At 67.3% G+C, this 25,103-nt stretch carries 23 protein-coding genes; 9 read left to right on the top strand and 14 right to left on the bottom strand.

The window, feature by feature from the left end; all coding sequences use genetic code 11:
* Positions 1 to 325 precede the first annotated feature (325 nt).
* Complete coding sequence (locus CTP10_RS00870) at positions 326 to 1,270, bottom strand: Kdo hydroxylase family protein (protein WP_116316901.1); 945 nt, start codon at positions 1,268 to 1,270, stop codon at positions 326 to 328.
* A gap of 1,040 nt (positions 1,271 to 2,310) precedes the next feature.
* Positions 2,311 to 3,474 (bottom strand): methionine adenosyltransferase, encoded by a 1,164-nt coding sequence (metK, locus tag CTP10_RS00865; protein WP_029047350.1) that lies wholly within the window; start codon positions 3,472 to 3,474, stop codon positions 2,311 to 2,313.
* Positions 3,475 to 3,778: 304 nt separating this feature from the next.
* Between metK and CTP10_RS00860 the strand changes: the two genes are divergently transcribed.
* The 4 genes from CTP10_RS00860 to CTP10_RS00845 all read left to right on the top strand — a co-directional run bounded on the left by CTP10_RS00860 (position 3,779) and on the right by CTP10_RS00845 (position 7,378).
* On the top strand, positions 3,779 to 4,660 hold the full coding sequence (locus CTP10_RS00860; protein WP_116316900.1) for a lysophospholipid acyltransferase family protein: 882 nt from the start codon (positions 3,779 to 3,781) through the stop codon (positions 4,658 to 4,660).
* Positions 4,657 to 5,550, top strand: coding sequence for a lipid A biosynthesis lauroyl acyltransferase (locus CTP10_RS00855; protein ID WP_116316899.1), 894 nt, complete (start codon positions 4,657 to 4,659; stop codon positions 5,548 to 5,550). The genes CTP10_RS00860 and CTP10_RS00855 overlap by 4 nt, the downstream gene beginning before the upstream one ends.
* A gap of 53 nt (positions 5,551 to 5,603) precedes the next feature.
* Positions 5,604 to 6,470, top strand: a complete 867-nt coding sequence (gene dapF / locus CTP10_RS00850) for a diaminopimelate epimerase (protein ID WP_116316898.1) — start codon at positions 5,604 to 5,606, stop codon at positions 6,468 to 6,470.
* 98 nt (positions 6,471 to 6,568) lie between these two features.
* Positions 6,569 to 7,378 (top strand): polyphosphate kinase 2 family protein, encoded by an 810-nt coding sequence (locus CTP10_RS00845; protein WP_116316897.1) that lies wholly within the window; start codon positions 6,569 to 6,571, stop codon positions 7,376 to 7,378.
* 29 nt (positions 7,379 to 7,407) lie between these two features.
* Here CTP10_RS00845 and CTP10_RS00840 read toward each other — a convergent pair whose 3' ends face one another.
* Both CTP10_RS00840 and pyrE read right to left on the bottom strand, forming a co-directional pair.
* A complete protein-coding gene (locus CTP10_RS00840) occupies positions 7,408 to 8,739 on the bottom strand; it encodes a patatin-like phospholipase family protein (RefSeq protein ID WP_116316896.1) in 1,332 nt (443 codons plus the stop codon).
* A gap of 86 nt (positions 8,740 to 8,825) precedes the next feature.
* On the bottom strand, positions 8,826 to 9,530 hold the full coding sequence (gene pyrE, locus CTP10_RS00835; protein WP_376790652.1) for an orotate phosphoribosyltransferase: 705 nt from the start codon (positions 9,528 to 9,530) through the stop codon (positions 8,826 to 8,828).
* A gap of 30 nt (positions 9,531 to 9,560) precedes the next feature.
* Between pyrE and CTP10_RS00830 the strand changes: the two genes are divergently transcribed.
* Positions 9,561 to 10,337 (top strand): exodeoxyribonuclease III, encoded by a 777-nt coding sequence (locus CTP10_RS00830; protein ID WP_116316894.1) that lies wholly within the window; start codon positions 9,561 to 9,563, stop codon positions 10,335 to 10,337.
* Positions 10,338 to 10,609: 272 nt separating this feature from the next.
* Positions 10,610 to 11,557, top strand: coding sequence for an N-acetyl-gamma-glutamyl-phosphate reductase (argC, locus tag CTP10_RS00825; protein WP_116316893.1), 948 nt, complete (start codon positions 10,610 to 10,612; stop codon positions 11,555 to 11,557).
* A gap of 82 nt (positions 11,558 to 11,639) precedes the next feature.
* Here argC and CTP10_RS00820 read toward each other — a convergent pair whose 3' ends face one another.
* Together CTP10_RS00820 and CTP10_RS00815 are read right to left on the bottom strand one after the other, a co-directional pair.
* On the bottom strand, positions 11,640 to 13,709 hold the full coding sequence (locus CTP10_RS00820; RefSeq protein WP_116316892.1) for a S8 family peptidase: 2,070 nt from the start codon (positions 13,707 to 13,709) through the stop codon (positions 11,640 to 11,642).
* 95 nt (positions 13,710 to 13,804) lie between these two features.
* Positions 13,805 to 14,764, bottom strand: a complete 960-nt coding sequence (locus CTP10_RS00815) for a M48 family metallopeptidase (protein ID WP_116316891.1) — start codon at positions 14,762 to 14,764, stop codon at positions 13,805 to 13,807.
* Positions 14,765 to 14,918: 154 nt separating this feature from the next.
* On the opposite strand from CTP10_RS00815, the gene CTP10_RS00810 reads away from it, so the two are divergent.
* Entirely contained in the window at positions 14,919 to 16,178 is a 1,260-nt protein-coding gene (locus CTP10_RS00810) for a muropeptide transporter (RefSeq protein WP_116316890.1), read from the top strand.
* A gap of 12 nt (positions 16,179 to 16,190) precedes the next feature.
* Here CTP10_RS00810 and CTP10_RS00805 read toward each other — a convergent pair whose 3' ends face one another.
* Together CTP10_RS00805 and CTP10_RS00800 are read right to left on the bottom strand one after the other, a co-directional pair.
* A complete protein-coding gene (locus tag CTP10_RS00805) occupies positions 16,191 to 17,039 on the bottom strand; it encodes an acyl-CoA thioesterase (protein WP_116316889.1) in 849 nt (282 codons plus the stop codon).
* 101 nt (positions 17,040 to 17,140) lie between these two features.
* Positions 17,141 to 18,028, bottom strand: a complete 888-nt coding sequence (locus tag CTP10_RS00800) for a DMT family transporter (RefSeq protein ID WP_116316888.1) — start codon at positions 18,026 to 18,028, stop codon at positions 17,141 to 17,143.
* 111 nt (positions 18,029 to 18,139) lie between these two features.
* Here CTP10_RS00800 and CTP10_RS00795 point away from each other — a divergent pair, with 111 nt between their 5' ends.
* Complete coding sequence (locus CTP10_RS00795) at positions 18,140 to 19,054, top strand: LysR family transcriptional regulator (protein WP_116316887.1); 915 nt, start codon at positions 18,140 to 18,142, stop codon at positions 19,052 to 19,054.
* Here CTP10_RS00795 and CTP10_RS00790 read toward each other — a convergent pair whose 3' ends face one another.
* Entirely contained in the window at positions 19,055 to 19,633 is a 579-nt protein-coding gene (locus CTP10_RS00790; RefSeq protein ID WP_233527932.1) for a TetR family transcriptional regulator, read from the bottom strand. It lies immediately after the preceding gene.
* Positions 19,634 to 19,720: 87 nt separating this feature from the next.
* Here CTP10_RS00790 and CTP10_RS00785 point away from each other — a divergent pair, with 87 nt between their 5' ends.
* On the top strand, positions 19,721 to 20,149 hold the full coding sequence (locus CTP10_RS00785; protein WP_116316885.1) for a VOC family protein: 429 nt from the start codon (positions 19,721 to 19,723) through the stop codon (positions 20,147 to 20,149).
* A 33-nt stretch (positions 20,150 to 20,182) separates the two neighbouring features.
* Here the strand turns inward: CTP10_RS00785 and metW are convergent, their stop codons facing one another.
* From metW to argB, 5 genes are all read right to left on the bottom strand, one after another.
* Complete coding sequence (metW, locus tag CTP10_RS00780) at positions 20,183 to 20,794, bottom strand: methionine biosynthesis protein MetW (protein WP_063241126.1); 612 nt, start codon at positions 20,792 to 20,794, stop codon at positions 20,183 to 20,185.
* Positions 20,791 to 21,981, bottom strand: a complete 1,191-nt coding sequence (gene metX, locus CTP10_RS00775; RefSeq protein WP_116316884.1) for a homoserine O-succinyltransferase MetX — start codon at positions 21,979 to 21,981, stop codon at positions 20,791 to 20,793. The genes metW and metX overlap by 4 nt, the downstream gene beginning before the upstream one ends.
* 286 nt (positions 21,982 to 22,267) lie before the next feature.
* Positions 22,268 to 22,948: a nucleoid occlusion factor SlmA gene (gene slmA / locus CTP10_RS00770; RefSeq protein ID WP_199414490.1), complete on the bottom strand. Its 681-nt coding sequence runs from the start codon at positions 22,946 to 22,948 to the stop codon at positions 22,268 to 22,270.
* Positions 22,945 to 23,904: a pyrimidine 5'-nucleotidase gene (locus tag CTP10_RS00765; RefSeq protein ID WP_116316883.1), complete on the bottom strand. Its 960-nt coding sequence runs from the start codon at positions 23,902 to 23,904 to the stop codon at positions 22,945 to 22,947. The genes slmA and CTP10_RS00765 overlap by 4 nt, the downstream gene beginning before the upstream one ends.
* 69 nt (positions 23,905 to 23,973) lie before the next feature.
* Positions 23,974 to 24,891 carry an acetylglutamate kinase gene (gene argB / locus CTP10_RS00760; RefSeq protein WP_116316882.1) on the bottom strand — a complete coding sequence of 306 codons (918 nt, stop codon included), beginning with the start codon at positions 24,889 to 24,891 and terminating at the stop codon, positions 23,974 to 23,976.
* Between the last annotated feature and the right edge of the window lie 212 nt (positions 24,892 to 25,103).

The following is a 25,103-nucleotide window of genomic DNA, read 5'->3' as shown; positions in this document are numbered from 1 at the left end:
GTCTCCCCGCGTGTCCGCAGGCGGCGAGAGTCAGCCGGGCCAGCGGATGGCAAGCCGTGAAATTCAGTGTAGGCGCTAGCCTGAGCGGGGGTGAAGGGTTGCGGCGTGCCGGCGTGGTCGGCCAGGCGGGGTGGTTGAAATGCCGATGGGAACCAGGCCTCCATGGCCTCGGCCGGCATGCCGCTTTACCGTGCGCGGGGATGGGCGATTGTGGCGTGGTCCTGGGGCCGGCGATCGCCGCGGGCCTCCATGTGCTGCGCGCGGCAGCCGGCGCGCCATCCCGATGTCCGGGGGTGACGCGACCGCTGCGCTTCTGGCCTGCGGGTCAGGACACCAGCATCGGCCGCCCGAGCATGCGCGCCAGCACCGCCTCGGGTGAGTGGGTGTGGTCGGAAATCGCCTGGGGATCGAGGTAGATGGTCTGCTCCATCATCGCGCGCCCGCGCATGGCGGCGTGCAGCAGCTGGTCGCTGAACACGATCCAGGTCGAACCGGGCGGGAAGTGGAACTCCTGCTGCGGCACGTCGCGCTGGTAGTCCAGGTCGGCCTTTGCCAGGTCGTGCAGCTGCAGCATGCGATGGTCGTATTCCGAGCGCTTGCGCTTGGTGATATGCAGCAGCTTCATCAACGCCGCCTGTCCCGGCCACATGCCGTGCGTCTTCGGCACGAACTTCTGCGCGAAATCGCCGAACGGCTCGCCCACGCGCCACACCCGCGCCGCGGCCGGGTCGATGTTGTGGAACACGCGCAGCAGGCGCTTGCCCAGCATGGGGTTGGACGGGAAAGAATCGACGTGCAGGCGGGTGTCGTCCTTGCGCCAGCTGACCGGGCGACCGGCGATCTCGCTGGGGCGCAGCGAGGTGCCGGCGCGGGTCATGTGGGGGATGTATTCCGGGAACAGCGTTCGTACCAGCGCTTCGCTGTTGTCGGCGTAGCGGCGGATCAGCGTGTAGAGGTCGGACAGGTCCTGCTGGGTGCCCTGCGCGCCGCGCACCGCGGTGTCGTTGGCGCGCAGGTTGATGTTCTTGGATTTGCCGTCGGAATAGCGGGCGTCCAGGAAGCGTTCCTCACCGGGTTCGAAGTGGAACTTCAGGTTGGGGAAGTACAGCACGGCGCCCTGCTCCAGTTCGCGGCGCAGCGTGGCGCGAACCTCGGCCGACACCTGCGGGGCCCAGTCGGTGTAGGGCTGCGGGCGGATCAGGTCGAGATTGCCTCCGGCCGCGGAACGGGCCGGCGCGGTGGCAGTGGAAATGGCTGATGCTGCGGGCATGGCAATCCTCTGGGGACGGGCCCCCGTGAAGGAATTTTATGGTGATGGGATTTTACTACCTGGTTGTTTGGGTGGCGATTGGGGCGCAGGGGTGGGGTTTTCTTGCATGGTGGAGTTCTGGCCTGGTGACAGGCTGTCGGCTGTTTTAGCGTCTGCTATCGCTGTTGGTGACATGCTGTCGGCTGTTGAACCGCCTGGTTCCGCCCTCCTGGGCGGGTCACTTTTTGTCCGAGCGACAAAAAGTAACCAAAAAGCGCGTTTACGGCCCTGCGGGCGGCCACTCTTATCGTAGTGGGCGGGGGCTTTCGTACGGGGCTTTGCTTCGTTGCAGGGCAGGACTGCCTGACGCCGTGGTGCGCCGCGGTGGCCTGGGATTAAAGCGATGTTTGAACTAGCCCAGAGCTGGGCGTGGCCCCTGCTGCTGGCGGCATGGTAGGAACGCCTACGGCTGCGCTGCGCGCCGGCCCTAAGGGCAGGGCTGCCGCCCACGTCCTCGCCCCGGCTTCGGGCGCGGCGTCTTTCACAACGGCGCTGTGGGAGCGCAGCGACGCACTCCGTGCTCGAACCCCCGACCTATACAGAGCGCGCGCAGCGCAGCCGTAGGCGTCCCCGCGTTGACACCGGCAGCAGGCGGCCTACGCCCGGCATGGGGATCGTCCAATAGTGGGTCGACGCAGCCACGATCCCAAACTCACCTGGCGTAGCAGGTCCGAACCACTTGCCACATCGAACGGCAATCACCACCGCCCGACCCACCCACCCACGCCGCTGAATTGATAGCCAGCCGCTCAGGCGACGCGTTTTTTGGTTACTTTTTGTCGCTCGGACAAAAAGTGACCCGCCCAGCAGGGCGGAACCAGGCGGTTCAACGGCCGACAGCATGTCATCAACACCGACAGCGGGCGCTTAAACAGCCAACAGCATGTCACCATGCATCGACCGACCACCAAAAACAAAAAACCCCACCAACCCTTGCGGGCCGGCGGGGCTTGCCGAAGTCAGAAGCGCCGGAGTCCAGCGTCCGGACTCCGAAGTACCACTTACAGTCCCGCAGCAGCTCGCAAAGCAGCCGCCTTATCCGTAGCCTCCCACGAAAACTCCGGCTCTTCACGCCCAAAGTGCCCGTAAGCAGCGGTCTTCTCATAGATCGGACGCAGCAGATCCAGCATCTGCACGATGCCCTTCGGCCGCAGGTCAAAATGCTCCTGCACCAGCTCGGCAATCTTGGCGTCCGGGATCTTGCCGGTACCTTCGGTGTAGACCGTCACGTTGATCGGACGCGCCACGCCGATGGCATAGCTCACCTGCACCTGGCACTGGCGCGCCAGGCCCGAGGCCACCACGTTCTTCGCCACGTAGCGCGCCGCGTAGGCAGCCGAACGATCGACCTTGGACGGGTCCTTGCCAGAAAACGCACCGCCACCATGCGGCGAAGCGCCACCATAGGTATCGACAATGATCTTGCGCCCGGTCAGGCCGCAGTCGCCCTGCGGGCCGCCGATCACGAAACGCCCGGTCGGATTCACCAGATACTTGGTTTCCTTCAGCATCTCGGCCGGCAGCACCGGCTTGATGATCTCTTCGATCACGGCTTCGCGAATCTGCGCCTGGGTAATATCCGGCGAATGCTGCGTCGACAGCACCACGGTATCCACGCTGTGCGGCTTGCCATCCACGTAGCGCACCGTGACCTGCGACTTGGCGTCCGGACGCAGCCAGGGCAGACGGCCATCGCGGCGCAGCAGCGACTGGCGCTCGACCAGGCGGTGGGCGTAGTAGATCGGGAAAGGCATCAGTTCCGGCGTCTCATCGCAGGCGTAGCCGAACATCAGACCCTGGTCGCCGGCACCCTGGTTCAGGTAGTCGTCAGAGGCACGGTCCACGCCCTGGGCGATGTCCGGGGACTGCTTGTCATAGGCCACCAGCACGGCGCAGCCCTTGTAGTCGATGCCGTATTCGGTGTTGTCGTAGCCGATGCGCTTGATCGTGTCGCGCGCGATCTGGATGTAGTCGACGTTGGCGGTCGTGGTGATTTCCCCTGCCAGCACCACCAGCCCCGTGTTGCAAAGCGTCTCGGCAGCCACACGCGCGTACTTGTCCTGCGCCAGGATGGCGTCCAGGACGGCGTCGGAAATCTGGTCGGCGACCTTGTCGGGATGGCCTTCGGAAACCGATTCCGAAGTAAAAAGGAAGTCGTTTGCCACGAACTTATTCTCCAGGTTGGCTATTGCGTGCCACCCGGTCGGGTTCATGGCGGCGACGCTTTAGCGGTATTTAAGGCAGCCCGGTTAGAGCCGCATCGCCCCGCAAGTTGTCAGTTAACTCGGCGATACACGCTATTATACGCGCCTGCCGGGCTCGTTGCAGCGCGCCAAAGGCGCCGACGCAACACGCTGCCGCCACGGCATGCCGTTTGCCCGGATTACGGCAAGTCGGCGCGGAACTGAATACCGCGCCGAAAAAACGCCGGTTTTGACCTGTTGCAGCCCGGACTGCAAGCCACGCCCGATGACCTTTCTTTTCTGGCTGATCTCCCGTTTCCAGCTGCGCGTACTGCATGCCGCAGGCGGCGCGCTTGGACTACTCGCAGCACGGCTGCCCGGCCGCTACGGCCAGCGCCTGAGTGAAAATTTCCGCCTGGCGTTCCCTGACGCCACGCAAGAGATGCTCGATGAAGCCGCCCGCTCCGCCGGGCGCATGATGATCGAGATGCCCTATTTCTGGAGCCGCAAGAAGATTGGCGCGCGGCTGTATGGCTTCGACGACTACATGTGGCCGGCACTGGAACAGCTGCAGGCCCGCGGCAAGGGCCTCATCATCCTGACGCCCCACCTGGGTTGCTTTGAAGTGCTGCCGCAGTCCCACGCGCTGGTGCGCCCGGTCACGGCACTGTTCAAGCCGCCACACCAGCCCTGGCTGCGCGACTGGATCGAAAAGATGCGCACCCGGCCCAATATGCACATGGCGCCGGCCACGCCGCGCGGCGTGCGCATGCTGGTCAAGGCGCTCAAGCGAGGCCAGGCGGTGGGTATCCTGCCGGACCAGGTACCCAGCGGCGGCGAGGGCAACTGGGCGCCGTTCTTCGGCAAGCCGGCCTACACGATGGCGCTGGTACACCGGCTGCAGCAGCTGACCGGCGCGCCGGTGGTCGCGGTCTTTGCGGAGCGGCTGCCGAAGGGCGCGGGTTATCGCGCGCACCTGCACGTGCTCAACGAGGGCGCCATGCTGCCGGATGACCCTGCCGAAGCGGCCGCGGTGATCAACCAGGCCGTCGAGACCCTGGTAAGGCTGTGTCCCACCCAGTACCTGTGGGGATACAGCCGCTACAAGGGACCCGCAGCAGCCCCCAGCCGCAGCAGCGAGCCGAGCACCGACCAATCGATGTCATGAGCCGCGTGTTCACCTGGCTCGGCATCGGCCTGCTGACGGTGCTGGGCAAGCTGCCATATCCGTTCGTCGCCCGCTTCGGCGAAGGGCTGGGCAGCCTGCTCTACCTGGTTCCCGGCGAACGCCGCCGCGTGGTGCAGGCCAACCTGCGCCTGTGCTTTCCGGACAAGACCGAGGCCGAGATCGACGAACTGGCGCGCCAGAGCTTCCGCACCCTGTTCCGCAGCTTTGCCGAGCGCGGCATCTTCTGGACCGGCAACGAAGCGCAGATGCGCCGCTGGGTCCAGATCGACGACCAGGCTGACCTGGTGTCGCTGGACGGCACGCCGCACATCCTGGTCACGCTGCACCTGTCGGGCGTCGAGGCCGGCGCGATCCGGCTGACCATCCACCTGCGCGAGCACGTGGGGCGTTCCGGCGCCTCGCTGTACACCAGGCAGAAGAACGACCTGTTCGATGGGTTCCTCAAGCACGCGCGCGGCCGCTTCGGCGCCAACATGATTTCGCGCAACGACAGCGCGCGCGATATCCTGCGCTGCCTGAAGAAGGGCGAAGCGCTGCAGCTGATCGCCGACATGGACTTCGGCGAACGCGATTCGGAATTCGTGCCGTTCTTTGGCGTGCAGGCGATGACGCTGACCTCGGTGTCGCGGCTGGCGCGCCTGACCGGCGCCAAGGTGGTGCCGATCTACACCGAGATGCTGCCCGACTACCAGGGCTACGTGCTGCGCATCCTGCCTGCCTGGGACAACTACCCCGGAGAAAGCGTCACCGACGACACGCGCCGCATGAACGCCTTCTTCGAGGACTGCATCCGCCCGCGCGTGCATGAGTACTACTGGGTGCACAAGCGCTTCAAGCACCGCCTGCCGGGCGAACCCGATATCTACTGAGCGCCGGCCGAGGGCGGCAGCAATTCGCGCGGCCCGCGGCTACAATCCCCACCATGAAACTCCAGTTCACCAAGATGCATGGCGCCGGCAACGACTTTGTCGTGCTCGACGGCATCCACCAGCAGATCGACCTGACCCCCGCGCAGTGGCGCGCGCTCGCCAGCCGGCATTTCGGCGTGGGCGCCGACCAGATGCTGGTGGTCGAGAAACCGTCGCGCGGCGATGTCGACTTCCGCTACCGCATCTTCAATGCCGACGGCAGCGAGGTCGAGCATTGCGGCAACGGCGCGCGCTGCTTCGTGCGTTTTGTCAGCGACAAGGGCATGACCGACAAGCGCTCGGTGCGCGTGGAGGTGATGAAGGGCGTGATTACGCTGACGCTGCAGGACGACGGCCAGGTCACCGTCGACATGGGCGCGCCCGAGCTGGAACCAGCCCAGGTGCCGTTTCGTGCCGAGGGCCTGCCGACCCGGGCGGAAGGCGTGGATACGGCCTACGGCCTGGAGGTCAATGGCCGCACCGCCTGGATCTCGGCCGTGTCGATGGGCAACCCGCACGCGGTGCAGGTGGTCGAAGACGTCGAGAACTTCCCGGTGCTGCAGGACGGCCCGGTGATCGAGCAGCACGCCAGCTTCCCCAATCGCGTCAATGCCGGCTTCATGCAGGTGCAGGACCGCAACACCATCCGCCTGCGCGTCTACGAGCGCGGCGCCGGCGAGACGCTGGCCTGCGGCACCGGCGCCTGCGCGGCCGTGGTCGCCGGCATCAGGCGCGGCCTGCTGGATTCGCCGGTCAGGGTGCATACCCACGGCGGCGACCTGAGCATTGCCTGGGACGGCGGCGCCGAACCGGTGCGCATGACCGGCCCGGCGACCACGGTGTTCGAAGGCACCATTGACCTGGCGACCCTGCCGGCCTGACCATAGGGGCAGCGCGCCCCACGACACCGCCCGCATCCATTCCGGCCCACGCGGGGCGCCCATTCCCTGATCTTGCAGGTCATACCGATGGAGCGCCCATGCCGCTGGACGATTTCCGCATCACGACGGGCAAGCGATTCCGCCTTGCCGACTTCCCCCCCGGCAGCAAGCCGCTGTCAAGCGGCAACAAGGCCGAGGACCTGGCCCGCATCGCCGAACTGGGCGAGGGCCTGGACGCACAACAGGACATCTTCTACGCCGAACACCGCCGCAAACTGCTGGTCGTGCTGCAAGGCATGGACACCAGCGGCAAGGACGGAACGGTGCGCGGCGTGTTCCGCAGCTTCGATCCGCTCGGCATCCGCGTGGTCGGCTTCAAGGCGCCTACGCCCATTGAACTGGCGCGCGACTACCTGTGGCGCATCCACCTTCAGGTGCCCAGGGCCGGCGAGATCGTGGTGTTCAACCGCAGCCATTATGAAGACGTGCTGGTCACGCGCGTGCATGGCTGGATCGACAATGCCGAAACCGAACGGCGCTTCCGCCAGATCCGGGACTTCGAGGCAATGCTGACCGAGACCGGCACCACCATTGTCAAATGCTTCCTGCATATTTCGCGCGACGAGCAGAAGGCGCGGCTGGAGGCGCGGCTGGCAGACCCGGAAAAGCACTGGAAATTCGACACCGGCGACCTCGCCGAGCGCAAGTACTGGAAGGCCTACATGGATGCGTACGAGGCCGCGATCATGGCGACCAGCACGCCGGAATGCCCGTGGTACGTGGTGCCGGCCGATTCCAAGACGCACCGCAACCTGATGGTGGCGGAGATCCTGACGCAGGTGTTCGAGGACCTGAAGCCCGCCTACCCGCCGCCCAAGCCGGAACTGGCGAACGTCAAGGTCGAGTAGCGCCCCTGGCCGACGGATGGCGGCCGGGCTCAGCCGCCGTTGCCGCGATGCACGTCGTGCGTGACGAACGGGTGCTCGCGGCTGGGCATGGCCAGCCAGTGCGGATGGCGCAGCGTCTGGCGGATATCGTCCAGGCCGCTGCTCCAGTGCTCGTTCATGGTCAGCAGGCCGAACTGGTAGTCCTTGGCCAGGTTCTCGAATGACTTGTCGCGGTAGATCAGCTGGATCACGTTGCGGCGCGCGTCGCAGGCCTGCTCGGCGGCGCGGCGGTACCACTCGCTGTTGCGCTTGGACTGCGGCACCAGCGCCATCACTTCGTTGAGCATGCGGCGCATGTTCTGCTGCTCGCGCATGTAGTCGGTGATGGCCCGGGTGCGGCTGGAATACTGGATGTCCTTCTGCCGCTCGGCGACGTCGACCAGATCGTGCGGCAGCTTGCCGCGCGCGCTCCACAGGTCGACCTGGAAGATCAGCGCGTCGCGACGCGGCTGCGCGGTCAGCACCTCGGCCAGCGGGGTGTTGGAGACCAGGCCGCCATCCCAGTAGTACTCGCCGTCGATCTCCACCGCCGGAAAGCCCGGCGGCAGCGCGCCCGAGGCCATGAAATGCTCGGGGCAGAGCTTGTCGCGGGTGTTGTCGAAGTAGGCGAAATTGCCGGTGCGTACATTGACCGCGCCCACCGAGACCCGCATCAGGTCGGGGCGATGGTTGATCAGGTCGAAGTCGGCGAAGCGCTCCAGCGTCGCCTTCAGCGGCGAGGTGTCGTAGAAGCTGGCGCGAGTGGGATCGGCAAAGCGCGTCACCAGCTCCGGCCAGCTGCGCGGCTGGAAGAAACCGCGCTGGCCTTCGACCATCGCGCGCGCTGCGTGCAGGCCATCGAACCAGATGCGCAGCGGCTCGGGCCAGCTCTCGGCGCTATCGGTCAGCCAGGTGGGCGACAGGCTGGGCAGCCACGGCTGCGCGCAGATGTGTTCCCAGAACGCGCGCAGTTGTTCGATGCGGCGCTCCGGCGGATTGCCGGCGATCACCGCGGCATTGAGCGCGCCGATGGAAATACCCGCGACCCAGTTCGGGTAGATGCCACCTTCGGCCAGGCCCTGGTACACGCCGGCCTGGTAGGCGCCGAGCGCACCGCCGCCCTGCAGCACCAGGGCGCGCACGGCGTAGGCTTCATGCGGCGGCCGGTCGGGCGCCTTGGCGTCCTGGCGCACCGGCTTGCGCGGGCGCACCTGTGCGCCGCGCTCGGCGAGCGAATCGCCGTTGCCGTTGCCGATGGCCTTTGCCGCTTCCCGTTCCGTCTCCTTCGCTGCTGCCGATGCCGGTTGCCGCCCTGCCCGTTCCTGCCGCTCTTTTGCCGCCACGCCACGCCCCCTGCCGAATGGATACTCCGCCTGCCCTGGATCGTTGCAGCGCCCGGCGCGTCAGCGCGCGCGGGCGCAAGGCGCCGTCAGACGCCGTAGCGCTGGCGGTAGGCCGACACGGCCTCGCGCGAAGTTGCCAGCGACTGGTCCTGCGACGCGTCGAGGTAGGCCAGCAGGTCCTTCAGGCTGGCGATCGCGATCACGGGGATGCCGAATTCGCGCTGCACGTCCTGCACTGCCGAATGCGTGCCGACTTGCTCGGCCGTCCCGCTCTTCTCCATGCGGTCCAGCGCGATCAGCACCGCGGCCGGCTCGGCGCCGGCGGCGCGGATCAGGTTGACCGATTCGCGCACCGAGGTGCCGGCGGAAATGACATCGTCGACGATGACGACCTTGCCCTGCAGCCTGGCGCCGACCAGCGTGCCGCCTTCGCCATGGTCCTTGGCTTCCTTGCGGTTGTAGGCGAAGCCGACGTCACGTCCCATGCCCGCCAGCGCCACCGCGGTTGCCGAGGCCAGCGTGATGCCCTTGTAGGCCGGTCCGAACAGCACGTCGAACTGCACGCCCGAGGCCAGCAGGGTTTTCGCATAGAATTGCGCCACCTCGCCGAGCATCGCGCCCTGGTTGAACAGGCCTGCATTGAAGAAGTAAGGCGACTTGCGGCCGGCCTTTGTGACGAATTCGCCAAACGACAGGACGCCGGCATCGAGCGCAAAGCGGATGAAGGTCTGGCTCAGGTCGGTACCCTGCATGCCCTCGGACAAGGCGGCCGGCGTGTTCTGCTGCGTCATCATTTCTCTCTGAATTCAAAATTTCCCCGAATGTTACGGATTATCAGCGCCAACCTCAACGGCATCCGCTCCGCGTCCAAGAAGGGCTTTTTCGACTGGATGGGCAAGCAGGACGCGGACATGGTCTGCGTGCAGGAACTGAAGGCCCAGGCGGCCGACATGACCGAAGCGTTCCTGGCGCCACATGGCTACCATGGCTTCTTCCACTATGCGGAGAAGAAAGGCTACAGCGGCGTGGGCCTGTACACGCGACACAAGCCTGAGCGGGTCATCACCGGGTTCGGCAACAGCGAGTTCGATGGCGAAGGCCGCTATGTGGAAGTGCAGTACCCGCACCTCGCGGTGATCTCGGTGTACGTGCCGTCCGGTTCGAGCGGCGAGGAACGCCAGCTCGCCAAGTTCCGCTTCATGGAGGCCTTCCTTCCCCACCTGCTGCAGCTGAAGGCCAGCGGGCGCGAGATCGTGCTATGCGGTGACGTCAACATCGCGCACAAGGAAATCGACATCAGGAACTGGAAGGGCAACCTGAAGAACTCGGGCTTCCTGCCGGAAGAACGCGCCTGGATCGGCGAGTTGTTCGATGTTCACGGCTACGTGGATGTGTTCCGCAAGCTCGACCCGCGTCCGGACCAGTACACGTGGTGGAGCAACCGCGGGCAGGCTTACGCCAAGAACGTGGGGTGGCGGATCGATTACCACCTGGCGACACCAAAGATCGCCGACACCGCGCAGCTGTGCTCGATCTACAAGGACGAGAAGTTCAGCGACCACGCGCCGCTGTCAATCGACTACGACTTTCCGCTCTGAGCGCGGCGAGCAGGCCACCCGGACCTGCACGAGCAGCTCCGGGTGGCGGTCGAGCAACTTCAGCAGCATTGACACCGCCGCCGAAGATCCCGGCGGCTTTGCGCTGATCCAGACGCAGATCGCAATAATCCAATCGGTACAAACCCCTGCGACCGACCCCCATCCCCGCTACAATGCAGGTTCTCCCCTGCCCGGCAGGAGATGTTCCGCATTCACGCGCGCATTCACGCGTTTTCTCCGCGTATCCCCGCATTTCATATAGCGAGTCCGCCATGGTTTTCAAAGTGTTCGTCGATGGTCAGGAAGGCACGACCGGTCTCCGGCTGCTTGACTATCTTTCCGGTCGTTCCGACGTGGAACTGCTGCGCATTGCCGATGACAAGCGCAAGGATCCGGCCGAGCGAGCACGCTTCCTGAACGCCGCCGACGTCGCCTTCCTGTGCCTGCCGGACGTGGCTTCGCGCGAGGCGGTATCGCTGGTGACCAACCCGAATACTTGCGTGATCGACGCCAGCACGGCGTTCCGCACCACCGACAGCTGGGCCTATGGCCTGCCGGAGCTGGTGCGCGGCCAGCGCGAGAAGATCCGCGCCAGCAAGCGCATCGCGGTGCCGGGGTGCCACGCCAGCGCCTTCGTGCTGGCCGTGCGTCCGCTGGTGGATGCCGGCGTGATGCCGCGCGACTACCCGGTGTCGGCGTTCTCGCTGACCGGCTACAGCGGCGGCGGCAAGAAGATGATTGCCGACTTCGAGGCCGGCGGTAACCCGAAGCTGCACAGCCCGCGCAAGTACGCACTGGGGCTGCAGCACAAGCACCTGCCCGAGATGCGGGTGCAGGGCGGCCTGTCGTCGGACCCGATCTTCAACCCGATCGTCGGCAATTTCCTGAAGGGCCTGGCGGTGACGGTGCCGGTGTTCGCGGATCGCCTGGCGCGCAAGGTGAGCCCCGAGCAGATCGTCGACATCTACCGCAAGCACTATGAAGGCGAGCAGTTCGTGCGCGTGATGCCTTACAACAGCGACGACAACCTCGACGACGGTTTCTTCGATGTGCAGGCCAACAATGACACCAACCGTGTCGACCTGTTCGTGTTCGGCACGCCCGAGCGCCTGAACCTGGTCGCGCGCCTGGACAACCTGGGCAAGGGCGCGGCCGGCGCGGCGGTGCAATGCATGAACGTGCATGTCGGCGCCGACGAGGCCACCGGGCTGCAGGCCTGATAAAGCTGCTTCCTAAACACAAGAAAGCCGGCACTGCCGGCTTTTTTGTTGGCTGACGGCGGGCGCGGCTTACGGGCGCGGCTTACACGCGCTGCAGCGCCCGTAACGCATCCACCAGTCCCGCACCCTGGAAGGCGCGCTCGCGCCCAAGATCCGTGGCCGCGTCGCACAGGATGGCCTTGACGCTCTCTGGCTGGCCCATCAGCTCATTGTTGCGCGACAGCAGCAGCGCGGCCACGCCGGACACATGCGGCGCCGCCATGCTGGTGCCGTCCATCGACGCCAGCGTGCCACCGGGCACGGTGGAGGTGATCTTCTCCCCGGGGGCGACGAGGTCTGGCTTGATGCGGCCATCGCCGGTGGGACCGTGGCTGGAAAAGTAAGAGATGCCGTAGCGGTAAGGATCGGTACGATGGGTCGCGCCCACCGTGATCACGGCGCGCGCGTTGCCAGGATCGGTGATGGTCTGGCCGCGAAAGCCCGCCCCCATGTGCGCAGCCGCGAATGCCTCGTCGTAGCCGTAGTTGCCCGCCGCTGCCACCACGATCACGCCGTTTGCCACCAGCCGGTCGCACTCGACGCAGACCGGCGTGCTGCCGCAGGCGTAGTTGCGCACGTCATGGCGCAGCGCCACGCTGAGGTTGACGCCATGCACGGTTTGCCGGTCGCGGCTCTGGTTGAGCCACCGCACGTATTGCAGCGCGCCCAGGATGCCGAACTCGTCGCCCCTGCCCTGCGCATCGAAGATGCGCAGATCCAGTAGTTCGATGCGCGGGCAGATGCCGCTGACGTCGCCAGCTTCGGCGAGTTCGGGCGGCAGCGGCATGGGGTCGGGGCGCGCCAGATACGCCGACGACGGCCAGCCCGCGCCGATGATGCCAGCCACATGCGTGCCGTGGCTGCCGCCCGGCGGCACGTACTGCGCGGGGTCTTCCTGGCTGATTTCCAGCAGCGGCTCGATCACGGACCAGTCGATGATGCGCCCGTTGGCCAGGTCGTCGGCGATCGCCGCGATGCGCTCCCTGAGCTCGGCCTCGCCGGGACCGCGCTTGCCCTTGGGCATGGGCGGCAGGCGGCCGCTTGTGATGGCCGACAGGCGGGTGAAATCCAGCGTCCTGACCACGCGTGACAGGCGCGGCGCGATCAGGCCGTCGCGGACCGGCAACGGTCCTTCCAGTTTGGCGGGATCGAAGAAAGCCGGATGGCGCGCATCGATGCCGGAATCGATCACCGCCCAGCGCACGCCCTGACCGCCGGTATCGAACACGCGGATGGCGGCATCCGCTTTCACGGTCTTGCGCGAGGCAAACACCGCGTGCTCGGCCGGGCGGTTGACGGAGATGCGCCATAGCGGCGCCGCGGCCGCAGCGGCAACACCCTCCAACGCTCCCGACGCCTCGGCCAATGCCGTTGGTAGCGCCGCATGGTCGTCCTGCAGGCAGGCCCACAAGGTTTCGAGCACCTGTCGGCTGGCCTGCGCGACGCGCCGGGTCAGGCCACCGGGCGGGAAGCTGTCGTCGTCCAGCCCCAGCAGCGTCAGCGCGACGTACTGCGCGGCAACATTGACCAACTGCCCCAGCGCCTGGCCAGCCGGTGCCGCGATCCCGCCGAAGCGCGTCCGCGACGCCGTGTAGCCGATATCCTTGAACTTCGCCAGCGCCGCCTCGCTGCCGACATGTGCCAGCACCGACTCGCCCAGCCAGCGCACAAAGGCATCGCCGGTCAGGCTGTGCTCGAGCGCGTGGCGGGCGGCGGCCGACCACCTGACGCCGGCCATCGGCAGCCGAACCTGCCGGTGCCACCAGGCCGTCAGCGGCAGCAGCCGGAGCATGTCGAAGAAATCGATTTGCGCCAGCAGGTACGATTCATTGGCCGCTAGAAAGCGCTGGCCGGTTGCAGCCGATGCCGGCTCGGCCAGCGCCGGCAGGCGCCGCAGAACCGCCGAGCGCAGGGCGGCAATGCCGGCGGCGTGGTGCGGGGTCAGCAACAGCCCGCGCGGCACCTCGAACGATTCTCCCGACGCATACAGCAGCCAGACTTCCGAGCTGACCGGCAGGTCGCTGGTAAAGCGGTCGGGCTCGGCCTCGCAGCCCGCGAAGATCAGCATATAGGCGGCCCGTTGCTCCGACGGGCTCATGCGGTTCAGGTTCATGCGGGTTCCCCTTCCCCAGACGGTTGTCGCATTGTCCTTCGATCCGGTGGCCGCCCTGGTTACTGTCGCCAGGCGCCAGGCGCCGGGAGCAGCGGCTAGCGCTTCAGCGGCTTGCTTCGGTCGTCGTCGCCCGCGTCGACCGGCGCATCGCCCAGTCCCGCCATATTGGCGCGGTACGGCGGCAGCCTGTCGACCGAGGTATTGATCGCGCGTGCGTAAAGCGGCAGCACCTCGGGCATGTGCTTTTCCAGGTCGGCAATGCGGCTGCGCCCGGACGGGTGCGTCGACAGGAATTCAGTGCCCGATTGCGACATCTTGCCCATCTTCTGCCACAGCGACACCGCGGCGCGCGGATCGAAGCCGGCGCGCGCGGCGATATCCATGCCAATCAGGTCGGCCTCGGTCTCGTCGGCGCGCGAGAAGCGCAGCGTCAGCAGGTGTGCGCCGGTGCCGAGCGCCATGTTGCCGAGGTTGCCGAAGCCGAACAGCTGCGAAATCACATTGGCGCCGAGATTGGTGATCTCGGACTTGGCCGCGCGCTCGCGCGCATGCTCCTGCAGCGCGTGCGCGATCTCGTGGCCCATCACCATCGCGATCTCGTCGTCGGTCAGTTTGAGCTGGTCGAGCAGGCCGGTGTAGATCGCGATCTTGCCTCCCGGCATGCAGAACGCATTGACCTGCTTCGAGCCGATCAGGTTGATCTCCCAAGGCCAGTTGCGCGCGCGTTCGTTCCAGCGCACGGTCTGCGGCAGCAGCCGCTTGCCGATCGCGCGCAGCCGCCTGAGCTGCGGGTTGTCGTCGCTGGCCAGCGCGCGCTTGGCGATGGCTTCCTGCTTGAGCTGCTCGTACTCCTGCGCGGCCTGCTGCTCGATCGCCTCGGCCGGCACGATGTTGCGCACGGCCGAGCCGCCGCGCTGGATCTTGATGCCGCCCGGTTCGGCTTCCTGCGCCTGGGCGGGCACCCCCGACCAGACCAGCAACGCCGCCGCCAGCGCGAGTGCGCGGGCAAGCCGGACACGAATCGGACGCTGGACACGATGCTGGGGGCGGAGCATTTGCGGTTCCTCGGGCGCAGTGGAGGGATCGTAGCGGCGGACCGGAGCGATCCGCGGCAACGCCGCCGCAGCGCAAGTGGCGGGGCGGCAAACAGGTGATGCAATAATACACGGCGCCCGCGCAGCCGCGCGGCGCTCCACCCCCCGCGCATCCATGACTTTCCAGGCCTACCTCGACATCTTCCGCAACCGCCGCATCGGCGCCATGCTGACCCTGGGCTTCGCTTCCGGGCTGCCGCTGGCGCTGACCTCCGGCACGCTGCAGGCCTGGATGACGGTCGAGGGCCTGGATATCAAGACCATCGGCTTTTTCTCGCTGGTAGGCCAGGCCTATATCTTCAAGTTCCTGTGGGCGCCGCTGATGGACCGCTACACGCCGCCGCTGCTGGGCCGGCGCCGCGGCTGGCTGCTGGTGACGCAGCTGGGGCTGGTGGCGGGCATCGCCGCGATGGCATTCTGCCCCCCGCGCGAGGCGTTGTGGACGCTGGCGGCACTGGCCACGCTGGTGGCCTTCCTGTCGGCCTCGCAGGACATTGTCTTCGACGCCTACAGCACCGACGTGCTGCGCCCGGCCGAGCGCGGCGCCGGCGCGGCGGTCAAGGTGCTGGGCTACCGGCTGGCGATGCTGGTCTCCGGCGGCCTGGCGCTGTGGCTGGCTGACCGCGTGCTGGGCTGGCAGCAGACTTACCTGCTGATGGCGGCGCTGATGGCCGTGGGCATCCTCACGCTGCTGTGGGCGCCCGAGCCCGACGTGCCCTCGCGCGCGCCACGCTCGCTGGAGGAGGCGGTGCTCGGCCCGCTGCGCGATTTCTTCGCGCGGCCAGGCGCGTGGTGGCTGCTGCTGCTGATCGTGCTGTACAAGCTGGGCGACGCCTTTGCCGGCAGCCTGTCGACCACCTTCCTGATCCGCGGCGTGGGTTTCTCGGCGGGCGAGGTGGGCATCGTGAACAAGACGCTGGGGCTGGCAGCGACCATCATCGGCGCGCTGTTCGGCGGCACGCTGATGGTGCGGCTGGGGCTGTACCGTTCGCTGATGGTATTCGGCGTGCTGCAGGCGGTATCGAACCTGGGCTACTGGATCCTCGCCGTGACGCCGCCGCACCTGTGGACCATGGGCGCGACCATCGCGGTGGAAAACCTGTGCGGCGGCATGGGCACCGCGGCCTTCGTGGCGCTGCTGATGACGCTGTGCAACCGCTCGTTCTCGGCCACGCAGTACGCGCTGCTGTCGGCGCTGGCGTCGGTGGGCCGGGTCTATGTGGGGCCGACCTCGGGCTATATGGTCGAGGCCTGGGGCTGGGCGCCGTTCTACCTTGGCACCGTGGTGGTGGCGCTGCCCGGCGTGATGCTGCTCTGGGCCATGCGCAATACCGTGCACCGCTACGAGGCCCAGGCGCGCGAAGCGATCGCCTGAGCCCGCCCCTTCTTATTCCTTGTAGTAGACGATCTGGTGCGAGCTGGCCAGCAACTGGCCAGCCGGGCTCCACAGTTGCGCGCGCTGGTCGAAGTACCCCTGCTGGAACACCTGCGCCTGCGCGCTCGCCAGCACGTGGCTGTCGCCCAGCGCCGCCAGCGTGGGCGCATCGGCGTGGAAATACGTGGTCATCGACACCGTGCCGGCCGGCACGAAGCCCGCGCGCTTGAGGAAGATGCGCGGATAGAAGCTGTCCGCCCATGACGCCAACGCGGCAAAGTCCGGCGTGCGCGCCGGCGCATCGCGCAGCCAGAACTGGGTCAGGCTGTCGGAGTGCTCGGTGCCGGCCTCGGCGGTCGGCTTGGCGCCGCGCACCGGGCGCATGTCATAGGACTTGAGCCAGCGCACCGGCGCGAAGCCGCCCATGGCCGGCAGCGACTCGGCAGCCGGCACCTCGGGCATCACCGCCTCGCCGCAGGCCCAGGTCTCTCGGCGCACCGCGAACACCGCGGTGGCGGTGGTGGCCACGGAATCGCCCTGGCGCAGCGTCAGGTTCCAGTGCTGGGTCGAGCGGTTGGTCCGCACCGGCTGTGCCTCGATCTCGAACGGGCCTTCGGCGATCGGGCCGGCAAAGTTGACCGACAGCGCGATCGGGTCGCCCAGCCGCTGCGGGTGCAGCAGCGCCGCCTGCAGCAGCGTGGCGGCGGTGATGCCGCCGAACGGGCCGATCATGTTCCAGTAGGCCGGCGTGGTGCGGCCCAGGAAACGGTTCTCGCCAGCGGCCTCCAGGGCGATGGCCTCGTCGAACGCATGCAGCGCGACGGGAGCGGTGGCGGACAGGGAAGCGGCGGAAGCAGTCATGGCGAGGGCGCAAATAGAACGGTCGTTCGATAGCTGCCTACACTAACCGTAGTCAGGAGTTCGGTCAACCGGCGCTGCGTGCAAGCGGCCCCGGCGTCGCATCAGCCTTGTGCCCGGCGCCGCCACGGCAGGCTCCAGCCGAGCTGGTTGGCCACCACGCCCAGCAGCACCAGCAGCATGCCCGCGACCTGCAGCGGCCCGAGCACGACGCCGAACACCATCACGTCGATGACGATCGCCACCAGCGGATAGACGAACGACAGCGTGGCGATCGACACCACGCTCAGCCGCTGGAAAGCGCCGTACAGCAAGGTGTACATGATGCCGGTGTGGACCAGTCCCAGGGCCAGCAGCGCGGCCCAGGTGCCGGTGCCATAGGTGCCGATCGCGGGATGCGCCAGCGGCGCCAGCATCAGCACGCCCAGCACCATCTGCAGGCCCGCGATCTGCCCGGGCGGGATCGCCTGCAGCCGGCGCGTAGCCATGGTGGTCACCGCATACAGCAAGGCCCCCATCAGCGCCAGGCCGATCCCGGCCAGCATCGCCGTGCCGGTGGTGCCGTGCTCGAGCCCGGTGATCAGCATCACGCCCGCAAAGGCCAGTACCAGCCACGGCAGCCTGGCGAACGGGAACGGCTCGCGCTGCATCGCCGAGGTCAGCAGCAGCAGGAAGAACGGCTGCGTGTGGTAGACCACGGTCGCAATCGCGATGCCGCTATGGGCGTATGCCGAGAAGAGTGCCAGCCAGTTGAGCACCAGCGTGACGCCGCCCAGCGCCAGCCAGCCCAGCTGCGCGCGGCTCATGCGCACCCAGCCGCGCTGCAGCGTCAGCGTGCCCAGCAGCGCGGCGCCGCCGAAGATGCAGCGGAAGAACACCACGTCCAGCGGCGGCTGCCCGCTGGTGACGACAAACCAGCCGATGGTGCCTGACAACACCATGGCCGCGACCATGCGCCAGGCACCGCCGGGCAGGGATTGGGGTGAAGGCATGGAGCGCTCCGGGGGATGCAATGGCGGCATTGTTCCACCGTGCCATCCGCTCAACAATCCCGCTGAAGCTCAATTAGTATTTGAGCTGTGATCAAAGATGGGAGACGCCGCATGTCGGATACACCACTCAACGCGATGGCCGTCTTCGCCCGCGTGGTCGAATGCGGCAGCTTCTCCGCGGCGGCGCAGGATCTCGGCATGACGCCGTCGGGCGTCAGCCGGCACGTGTCTCGGCTGGAAGCGACGCTCGGCGCCAGCCTGCTGCAGCGGACCACGCGCGCCTTTGCGCTGACCGAGCTGGGCCAGTCGGTCTACGCCGCCTGCGCACGCATGACCGCCGCCGCGCGCGAGGTCACCGCGCTGGCAGGCGAACATGGCGGCACGCCCCACGGCGTATTGCGCGTCAGCGCGCCGGTCTCGTTCGGGCAGGCCTGGCTGGCGCCGCGCCTGCCCGCCCTGTTGCAGAAATACCCGGGACTGGACCTGCAGTTGACCCTGATCGACCGCATGGTCGACCTGGTCGAGGAAGGCCTGGACGTGGCCGTGCGCATCGCGCGCGAGCTGGCGCCCGGCCTGGCGGCGCGGCCGCTGCGCGAGGTGCGCTACCGGCTGGTGGCCTCGCCGCGCTACCTGGCGCAGCGCGGCACGCCCGCTGCGCCGGCCGAACTGCCGGCGGCGCGCTGCCTGTACCTGGGCTATGGCAATTTTGGCGAGCGCTGGACGCTGCGCCACCATGCCAGCGGCGAGACCGTGGTGGTACGTATCCCGCCACGGCTGACGCTGAACAACAGCCTGGCGATCATGACAATGGTGGAAGGCGACGCGGGCATCGGGCTGGTGCCGGACTTCTCGCTCGGCAGCGCCCTGGACGAGGGCCGCGTCGTTACGGTGCTGCCGGAGTGGGACATCCTGGAGCCCTATATCGGCACAGCTTACGCGGTGTATACGCCGACGCGCCACGTGCCGCCGAAGGTGCGCGCCTTTGTCGACCACCTGGCCGCCACCGCCAGCGAGCTTCCTGCCTGACTAATCCTTGCCCAGCGCCCGCCGCAGCAGCCACAGCATGGCTTCGCGCACCCGCGCGGCATCGGCGCCGGCCTCGATCTCCAGCGCGGCACGATCAAAGGCCGCGGACAGCAGCGGCGCCAGCGCGCGCAGCGCCACCTCGCCCTGCCCGCCCACCCCGGCGGCATCGAGCCCTTCACGCAGCGTGCGCGCGGCGTTGGCTTCGTCCAGCGCCAGCGTTTCGCGCAGGCCCAGCGCGGCGGGCCCCTCGACCAGCAGCAGCCGGGTGCGGCCGGGCACTGTCATCGCGTCCAGATAGGCCTGCGCGCCGGCCATCAGCGCTTCGGCCGGATCCAGGCCGGCGGGCGCGGCGGCCTCGATATCGGCGGCGACCGCCGCGGCTTCGTCAGCCATCACGTGGCGGAACAGGTCTCGCTTGTCGGCGAAGTGGTGGTACAGCGCCCCGCGCGTGATGCCGGCCGCGGCGCAGACGTCGGGGGTCGAGGTTTCGCCGTAGCCGCGTTCGACAAACAGCGTGCGAGCCGCGTCGAGCAACGCCTGCCGGGTAGCCTCGGTACGTTCGCGGTTGGATCGGGCCACGCGGTTTTCTCCTTGCATACATGCAGCCTGTATCTTAATATCAATTTACATACAAGCTGTATGTATGCAGAAAAAAGGAGCCCGCCCGTGAAAGTCACCAGCTGCTACCCCGTCATCATGACCGGCGATGTCGCCGGCACCGCCGCGTTCTACCAGCGCCACCTCGGCTTCGTGCCGCTGTTCACCAGCGACTGGTATGTGCACCTGCAACTGGCCGGGGATCCATCGGTCAATCTCGCCGTGCTGGACAGCAGCCACGAAACCATCCCCGCGCCGGCACGCGGCCAGCGCGCCCAGGGGTTGCTGCTGAACTTTGAAGTGGAAGACCCGGATGCGGTCCATGACCGCTTGCAGGCGGCGGGGCTGCCGATCCTGCTGCCGCTGCGCGACGAGGCCTTCGGCCAGCGGCATTTCATCACCGCCGATCCCAACGGCGTGCTGATCGACGTGATCAAGCCGATCCCGCCGTCGGAGGAGTATGCGGCGCAGTATGAGGCCGGCGCGCTGCCGCAATAAGGCAGGCGGCCAGGCGCCGCCCGCCGTGCGAGGTCAGGCCGCGCAGACCCGGTACACCGCCAGGCTGCCGCGCCAGTTGACGCCCCAGTTCACGGTAATGCCCTCGTGCATCACCACGCGGTCGATGACGCGCAAGCCGACCGTGGGCGCCAGTTCCTCGAAGTCGCTGATGGTCAGCACGCGCACGTTGGGCGTGTTGTACCACTGGTACGGCAGCGACTCCGACACCGGCATGCGCCCGCGGAACACCGACAGCCGGTGCGGCCAGTAGCCGAAGTTCGGGAACGACACGATGCACTCGCGCCCCACCCGCAGCGTGTCGCGCAGCACCTGCGCGGTGTTGTGGATGGTCTGCAGCGTCTGCGACAGGATCACCGTATCGAAGCTCTTGTCCTCGAACAGCGCCAGTCCGCCTTCCAGGTTCTGCTGGATGACATGCACGCCCTTCTGCGCGCACGCCAGCACGCCTTCGTCGCGGATCTCGATGCCGTAGGCCTGCACGTCGAGCTCGTCCTGCAGCACGCGCAGCAGGCTGCCGTCGCCGCAGCCCAGGTCAAGCACGGTGGAGTTGGGTTCGATCCAGCGCGCGATCGCGCGGAAGTCGGGGCGCAGCGCCAGGATATTGGGATTGGCCAGGGCGTTCATGCACCGATCTCCTCTGCGATGCGGTCGTAGTAGGCGCGCATCAGGTTGTGGTAGCGCGGGTCGTCGAGCAGGAAGGCATCGTGGCCGTGCGGCGCGTCGATCTCGGCGTACGAAACCGGGCGCTTGTTGTCCAGCAGCGCCTTGACCAGCTCGCGGCTGCGGCTGGGCGCGAAGCGCCAGTCGGTGCTGAAGCTCGCCACCAGGAAGCTCGCCTGCGTCTGCGCGATCGCGCGGGTCAGGTCGCCGCCGAAGGCCAGCGCCGGGTCGAAGTAGTCCAGCGCGCGCGTGATCAGCAGGTAGGTGTTGGCGTCGAAGTACTCGGCGAACTTGTCTCCCTGGTAGCGCAGGTAGCTCTCCACCTGGAACTCGACATCGAACGAGAAGCGGATGTCCTCCGCCTTCAGTTCGCGGCCAAATTTCTCCGCCATGTCCTCGTCAGACAGGTAGGTGATATGGCCGATCATGCGCGCCACCCGCAGGCCGCGCTTGGGCTTGACCCCATGCGCGTAGTAGTTGCCGCCGTGGAAGTCGGGATCCGACAGGATCGAACTGCGCGCCACTTCGTTGAAGGCGATGTTCTGCGCCGACAGCTTGGGCGTGGACGCAACCACGATGCAGTGGCGCAGCCGGTCCGGGTACATCAGGCTCCAGGCCAGCGCCTGCATGCCGCCGAGGCTGCCGCCCATCACCGCGGCGAACTGCGTGATGCCGAACACGTCGGCCACGCGCGCCTGCGCGTTGACCCAGTCCTCTACCGTCACCACCGGGAACGTCGCGCCATAAGGCTGGCCCGTCGCCGGATTCACGCTCATCGGCCCGGTCGAGCCAAAACACGAACCCAGGTTGTTCACGCCGATGACGAAGAAGCGATTGGTATCGAGCGCCTTGCCGGGGCCGACCATGTTGTCCCACCAGCCCACGTCGCGCGGGTCGTCGGCATAGACGCCAGCGACATGGTGCGAGGCATTGAGCGCGTGACACACCAGCACCGCGTTGGAGCGCGCCGCGTTGAGCGTGCCGTAGGTCTCGACCATCAGGTCATAGCCGGCGAGGGACGTGCCGTTGCGCAGCTTCAGCGGCTCGGCAAAGTGCATGCGCTGCGGCGTGACCACGCCGACCGAATCGGGCGGCAGGGAGAGCGCGTTGGGCGCGCTGGGCGCGGCAGACGGCAGGGCGACATCAGTCATGGAATCCGGGCCCGCGGCGAACGGGCATAAAAAAACCCGACCGGCATTTGCGTGTAAAGCATCGCAGCCAAGTCGGGATTCACTGGATTCCTTGCGGGATTCCGCGTGCCGGTGCCGATCATCGTCGTGGTGACGTGGGGCGCCGACCCAACCTCTTTAGCCGCATTTATAGTGGCAGCCCGGACCTTGGTCCCTTGGTGTTCCCGTGGCTGCCGCGCGCCCGCAAGCCAGTCATCAAATCGGCGCGACCGGGCAATTATAGAGCAATCGGCCCGGCGTGTCGGTTTCAGCCCAGCAGCACGCGCAGATGCGCCTCGGCATGGTCCGACGGCGACTTGCGGAAACCGCTCTTGGCATAGCGGTGCCACTGGCCCTGCACCGTCGCCATGATCAGCGCCGCGCGCGCCGGGATATCGGCGTCCGCGGGAAACTCGGCCTGCGTCACTGCCACCTTCAGGCACTGGCGCAGCGAGGCCTCGATGCGGTCCACCACCTGGTTGATGCGTTCCTGCAGCCGCTCATGCTCGCCCACCAGCGCCTCGCCGGTCAGCACGCGCGTCATGCCCTGGTTCTTCTCGGCGAACGACAGCAGCATGCGCACGATCGCATGCGCCTGGCGCAGGCCGTGTTCTTCCTTGGCGGTGATCTGGTTGATCAGGCCGAACACGGTCTGCTCGATAAAGCCGATCAGGCCCTCGAACATCTGCGCCTTGCTGGCGAAGTGGCGGTACAGCGCCGCCTCGGACACGCTCAGGCGCGCGGCCAGCGCGGCGGTGGTGATCTTTTCCCCGCGCGGATGCTCGAGCATGGTCGCCAGCGTCTGCAGGATCTGGATGCGCCGCTCGCCCGGGCGCGGGCGCTTGCGCGCCGGCGCGGCAGGCGCGGCGGGTGTGTCCGCGGGTGTGTCCATCTCATCGGCCCCGCCTGTAATGACTGCCTCCGGCTGGTCCCCGTTGCTTTGCGTCATGACCCGTTTCTCCGCATTCGTCGTTGGAGTTGATGCATCGATTGTACTTTTATGTCCACATAGGCCGGCCGGTTGGGGACGCGGGCCCGCACGCGCGGCACGTTGTCGGGCTGCGCCTGCGGTGCCTGCGGTACCTGTGCTTCCGCGGCAATCAGCGTGACCGATTGCTCCTGCACGGCATGGCCGGCGCGGCGGTCTTCTTCCGCCTCGAGCGTCGAGCGTACCGCCGCATCGCGCCGGCTGCCGTCATCTTGCGCCGAAGCGGCCACGCCAGGTACGTCGTGCGGGCGCGACGGCGCGATCGTGCGCAGGTAGCCCGTCACCCAGGCAGTACGGATACCGGTGCCGGCATAGCGCTTGAGGTGCGACACGGTATCTTCCACCAGCACCGCGCGATGCGGCGCCACGCGCGCCTGCACCAGCAGCCGGCGCAGCATGCGGCGGTCCGGCTTGGGGCGCAGGTGGCCATGCACCCACATCTGCTCGATCGCCACCACGCGCTCGAAGCAGTGGCCGATGCCGGCGATGTCCAGCACCGCGCGCGCATAGTCCTGCGGCGCGTTGGTGACCAGGATCTTGCGCCCCGGCAGGCGCCGCAGGTGCGCCGCCAGCCCGCGCTGCACGCGCACCATCTCGGCCAGCGCCGGGAATTCATGCGCGGCGCGCAGGAAGTCGGCGGGATCGACACCGTGGTGCCGGATCATGCCGAGCAGCGTTGCGCCGTAGCGCTGCCAGTAATCGACGCGCACGCGGCTGGCAGTGGCATCGTCGCAACCGAGCACGCGCGCCACGTAGGCGGTCATCAGCCGGTTGATCGCCGGGAAGATCGCGTGCGAGGCGTCGTGCAGCGTGTTGTCGAGGTCGAACAGCCAGACCGTGCGCCCGGAGTTGTCCCCGGCCGGGCGGCGGCGCAGGCGAGCGCGGACACGGCGCGGAGGAGGAAGACTGGAAGTCACGCCGGGCAGCTCTGGTGATGATGGGGATGCCGGGGCGGCCGGTCGTGGCCCGCGCCCCGGCGGTGCCGCTCAGTGCGAGCGGATCATGGTGCCGAACGCCTGCTCGGTCAGAATTTCCAGCAGCAGCGAATGCTCGATGCGGCCATCGACGATGTGGACCGAATGCACGCCGCTCTTGGCCGCGTCCAGCGCCGACGAGATCTTCGGCAGCATGCCGCCCGAGATGGTGCCGTCGGCGAACAACTCTTCGATCTCGCGCGCGGTCAGGTCAGTCAGCAGGTTGCCCTTCTTGTCCATCACGCCGGGGATGTTGGTCATCATGACCAGCTTCTCGGCCTTCAGGATCTCGGCCATCTTGCCGGCGACCACGTCGGCGTTGATGTTGTAGGCCTGGCCGTCGTCGGAGAAGCCGATCGGCGAGATCACCGGGATGAAGGCGTCGTCCTGCAGCGCCTTGACCACCGCCGGGTTGATCGCCTCGATATCGCCCACGTAGCCGATATCGATGAAGGCACCCGGATTTTCGCGGTCGGGCATCTGCAGGCGCTTGGCGCGGATCAGGCCGCCGTCCTTGCCGGTCAGGCCCACGGCCTGGCCGCCGTACTGGTTGATCAGCATCACGATGTCCTGCTGGACTTCGCCGCCGAGCACCCACTCGACCACTTCCATGGTCTCTTCGTCGGTAACGCGCATGCCTTGCACGAAGGTGCCGATCTTGCCGACCTTCTTCAGCGCTTCATCGATCTGCGGGCCGCCGCCGTGCACCACCACCGGGTTCATGCCAACCAGCTTCAGCAGGATCACGTCGCGCGCGAAGCCGTGCTTCAGCTTTTCTTCGGTCATGGCATTGCCGCCGTACTTGACCACGATGGTCTTGCCGTGGAACTTGCGGATATACGGCAGCGCCTCGGCGAGGATCTCGGCTTTCAGTGCGGGAGCGATGGCGGCCACCGCAGTCGCGGCAGGCCCGGGGTTGTCGGCGTTCATGGGGGACATCCGTGAGATTCAACAGGTATGATGGCTAACAGCCGCGTAGCCGGGGGAAAACGCAACAGCGCGCAACAGGGATCGCCCGAAAGTGCGCCATCCGGCTATGGCAGGCGCCGATTTTACAAGAAACCGCGCGGGGCGCGAGTCCCGCGGCCCGGGCAGGTCCGGCCATCCGCCTGCAAGCGCCGCACGGGGCACCACGGCGGCCC

The organism is Cupriavidus sp. P-10, from assembly GCF_003402535.2.
Taxonomy (GTDB): domain Bacteria; phylum Pseudomonadota; class Gammaproteobacteria; order Burkholderiales; family Burkholderiaceae; genus Cupriavidus.
The sequence above is the reverse complement of the archived record's forward strand: the minus strand, read 5'-3'. Positions and strand labels throughout refer to the sequence as shown.

Bases quoted from the DNA above. Each gene is read 5' to 3' on its own strand.
- CTP10_RS00870 (WP_116316901.1), bottom strand. From the start codon at position 1,270: ATGCCCGCAGCATCAGCCATTTCCACTGCCACCGCGCCGGCCCGTTCC.
- CTP10_RS00860 (WP_116316900.1), top strand. From the start codon at position 3,779: ATGACCTTTCTTTTCTGGCTGATCTCCCGTTTCCAGCTGCGCGTACTG.
- CTP10_RS00855 (WP_116316899.1), top strand. From the start codon at position 4,657: ATGAGCCGCGTGTTCACCTGGCTCGGCATCGGCCTGCTGACGGTGCTG.
- dapF (WP_116316898.1), top strand. From the start codon at position 5,604: ATGAAACTCCAGTTCACCAAGATGCATGGCGCCGGCAACGACTTTGTC.
- CTP10_RS00845 (WP_116316897.1), top strand. From the start codon at position 6,569: ATGCCGCTGGACGATTTCCGCATCACGACGGGCAAGCGATTCCGCCTT.
- pyrE (WP_376790652.1), bottom strand. From the start codon at position 9,530: ATGACGCAGCAGAACACGCCGGCCGCCTTGTCCGAGGGCATGCAGGGT.
- CTP10_RS00830 (WP_116316894.1), top strand. From the start codon at position 9,561: ATGTTACGGATTATCAGCGCCAACCTCAACGGCATCCGCTCCGCGTCC.
- argC (WP_116316893.1), top strand. From the start codon at position 10,610: ATGGTTTTCAAAGTGTTCGTCGATGGTCAGGAAGGCACGACCGGTCTC.
- CTP10_RS00820 (WP_116316892.1), bottom strand. From the start codon at position 13,709: ATGAACCTGAACCGCATGAGCCCGTCGGAGCAACGGGCCGCCTATATG.
- CTP10_RS00815 (WP_116316891.1), bottom strand. From the start codon at position 14,764: ATGCTCCGCCCCCAGCATCGTGTCCAGCGTCCGATTCGTGTCCGGCTT.
- CTP10_RS00810 (WP_116316890.1), top strand. From the start codon at position 14,919: ATGACTTTCCAGGCCTACCTCGACATCTTCCGCAACCGCCGCATCGGC.
- CTP10_RS00805 (WP_116316889.1), bottom strand. From the start codon at position 17,039: ATGACTGCTTCCGCCGCTTCCCTGTCCGCCACCGCTCCCGTCGCGCTG.
- CTP10_RS00800 (WP_116316888.1), bottom strand. From the start codon at position 18,028: ATGCCTTCACCCCAATCCCTGCCCGGCGGTGCCTGGCGCATGGTCGCG.
- CTP10_RS00795 (WP_116316887.1), top strand. From the start codon at position 18,140: ATGTCGGATACACCACTCAACGCGATGGCCGTCTTCGCCCGCGTGGTC.
- metW (WP_063241126.1), bottom strand. From the start codon at position 20,794: ATGAACGCCCTGGCCAATCCCAATATCCTGGCGCTGCGCCCCGACTTC.
- metX (WP_116316884.1), bottom strand. From the start codon at position 21,981: ATGACTGATGTCGCCCTGCCGTCTGCCGCGCCCAGCGCGCCCAACGCG.
- slmA (WP_199414490.1), bottom strand. From the start codon at position 22,948: ATGACGCAAAGCAACGGGGACCAGCCGGAGGCAGTCATTACAGGCGGG.
- argB (WP_116316882.1), bottom strand. From the start codon at position 24,891: ATGAACGCCGACAACCCCGGGCCTGCCGCGACTGCGGTGGCCGCCATC.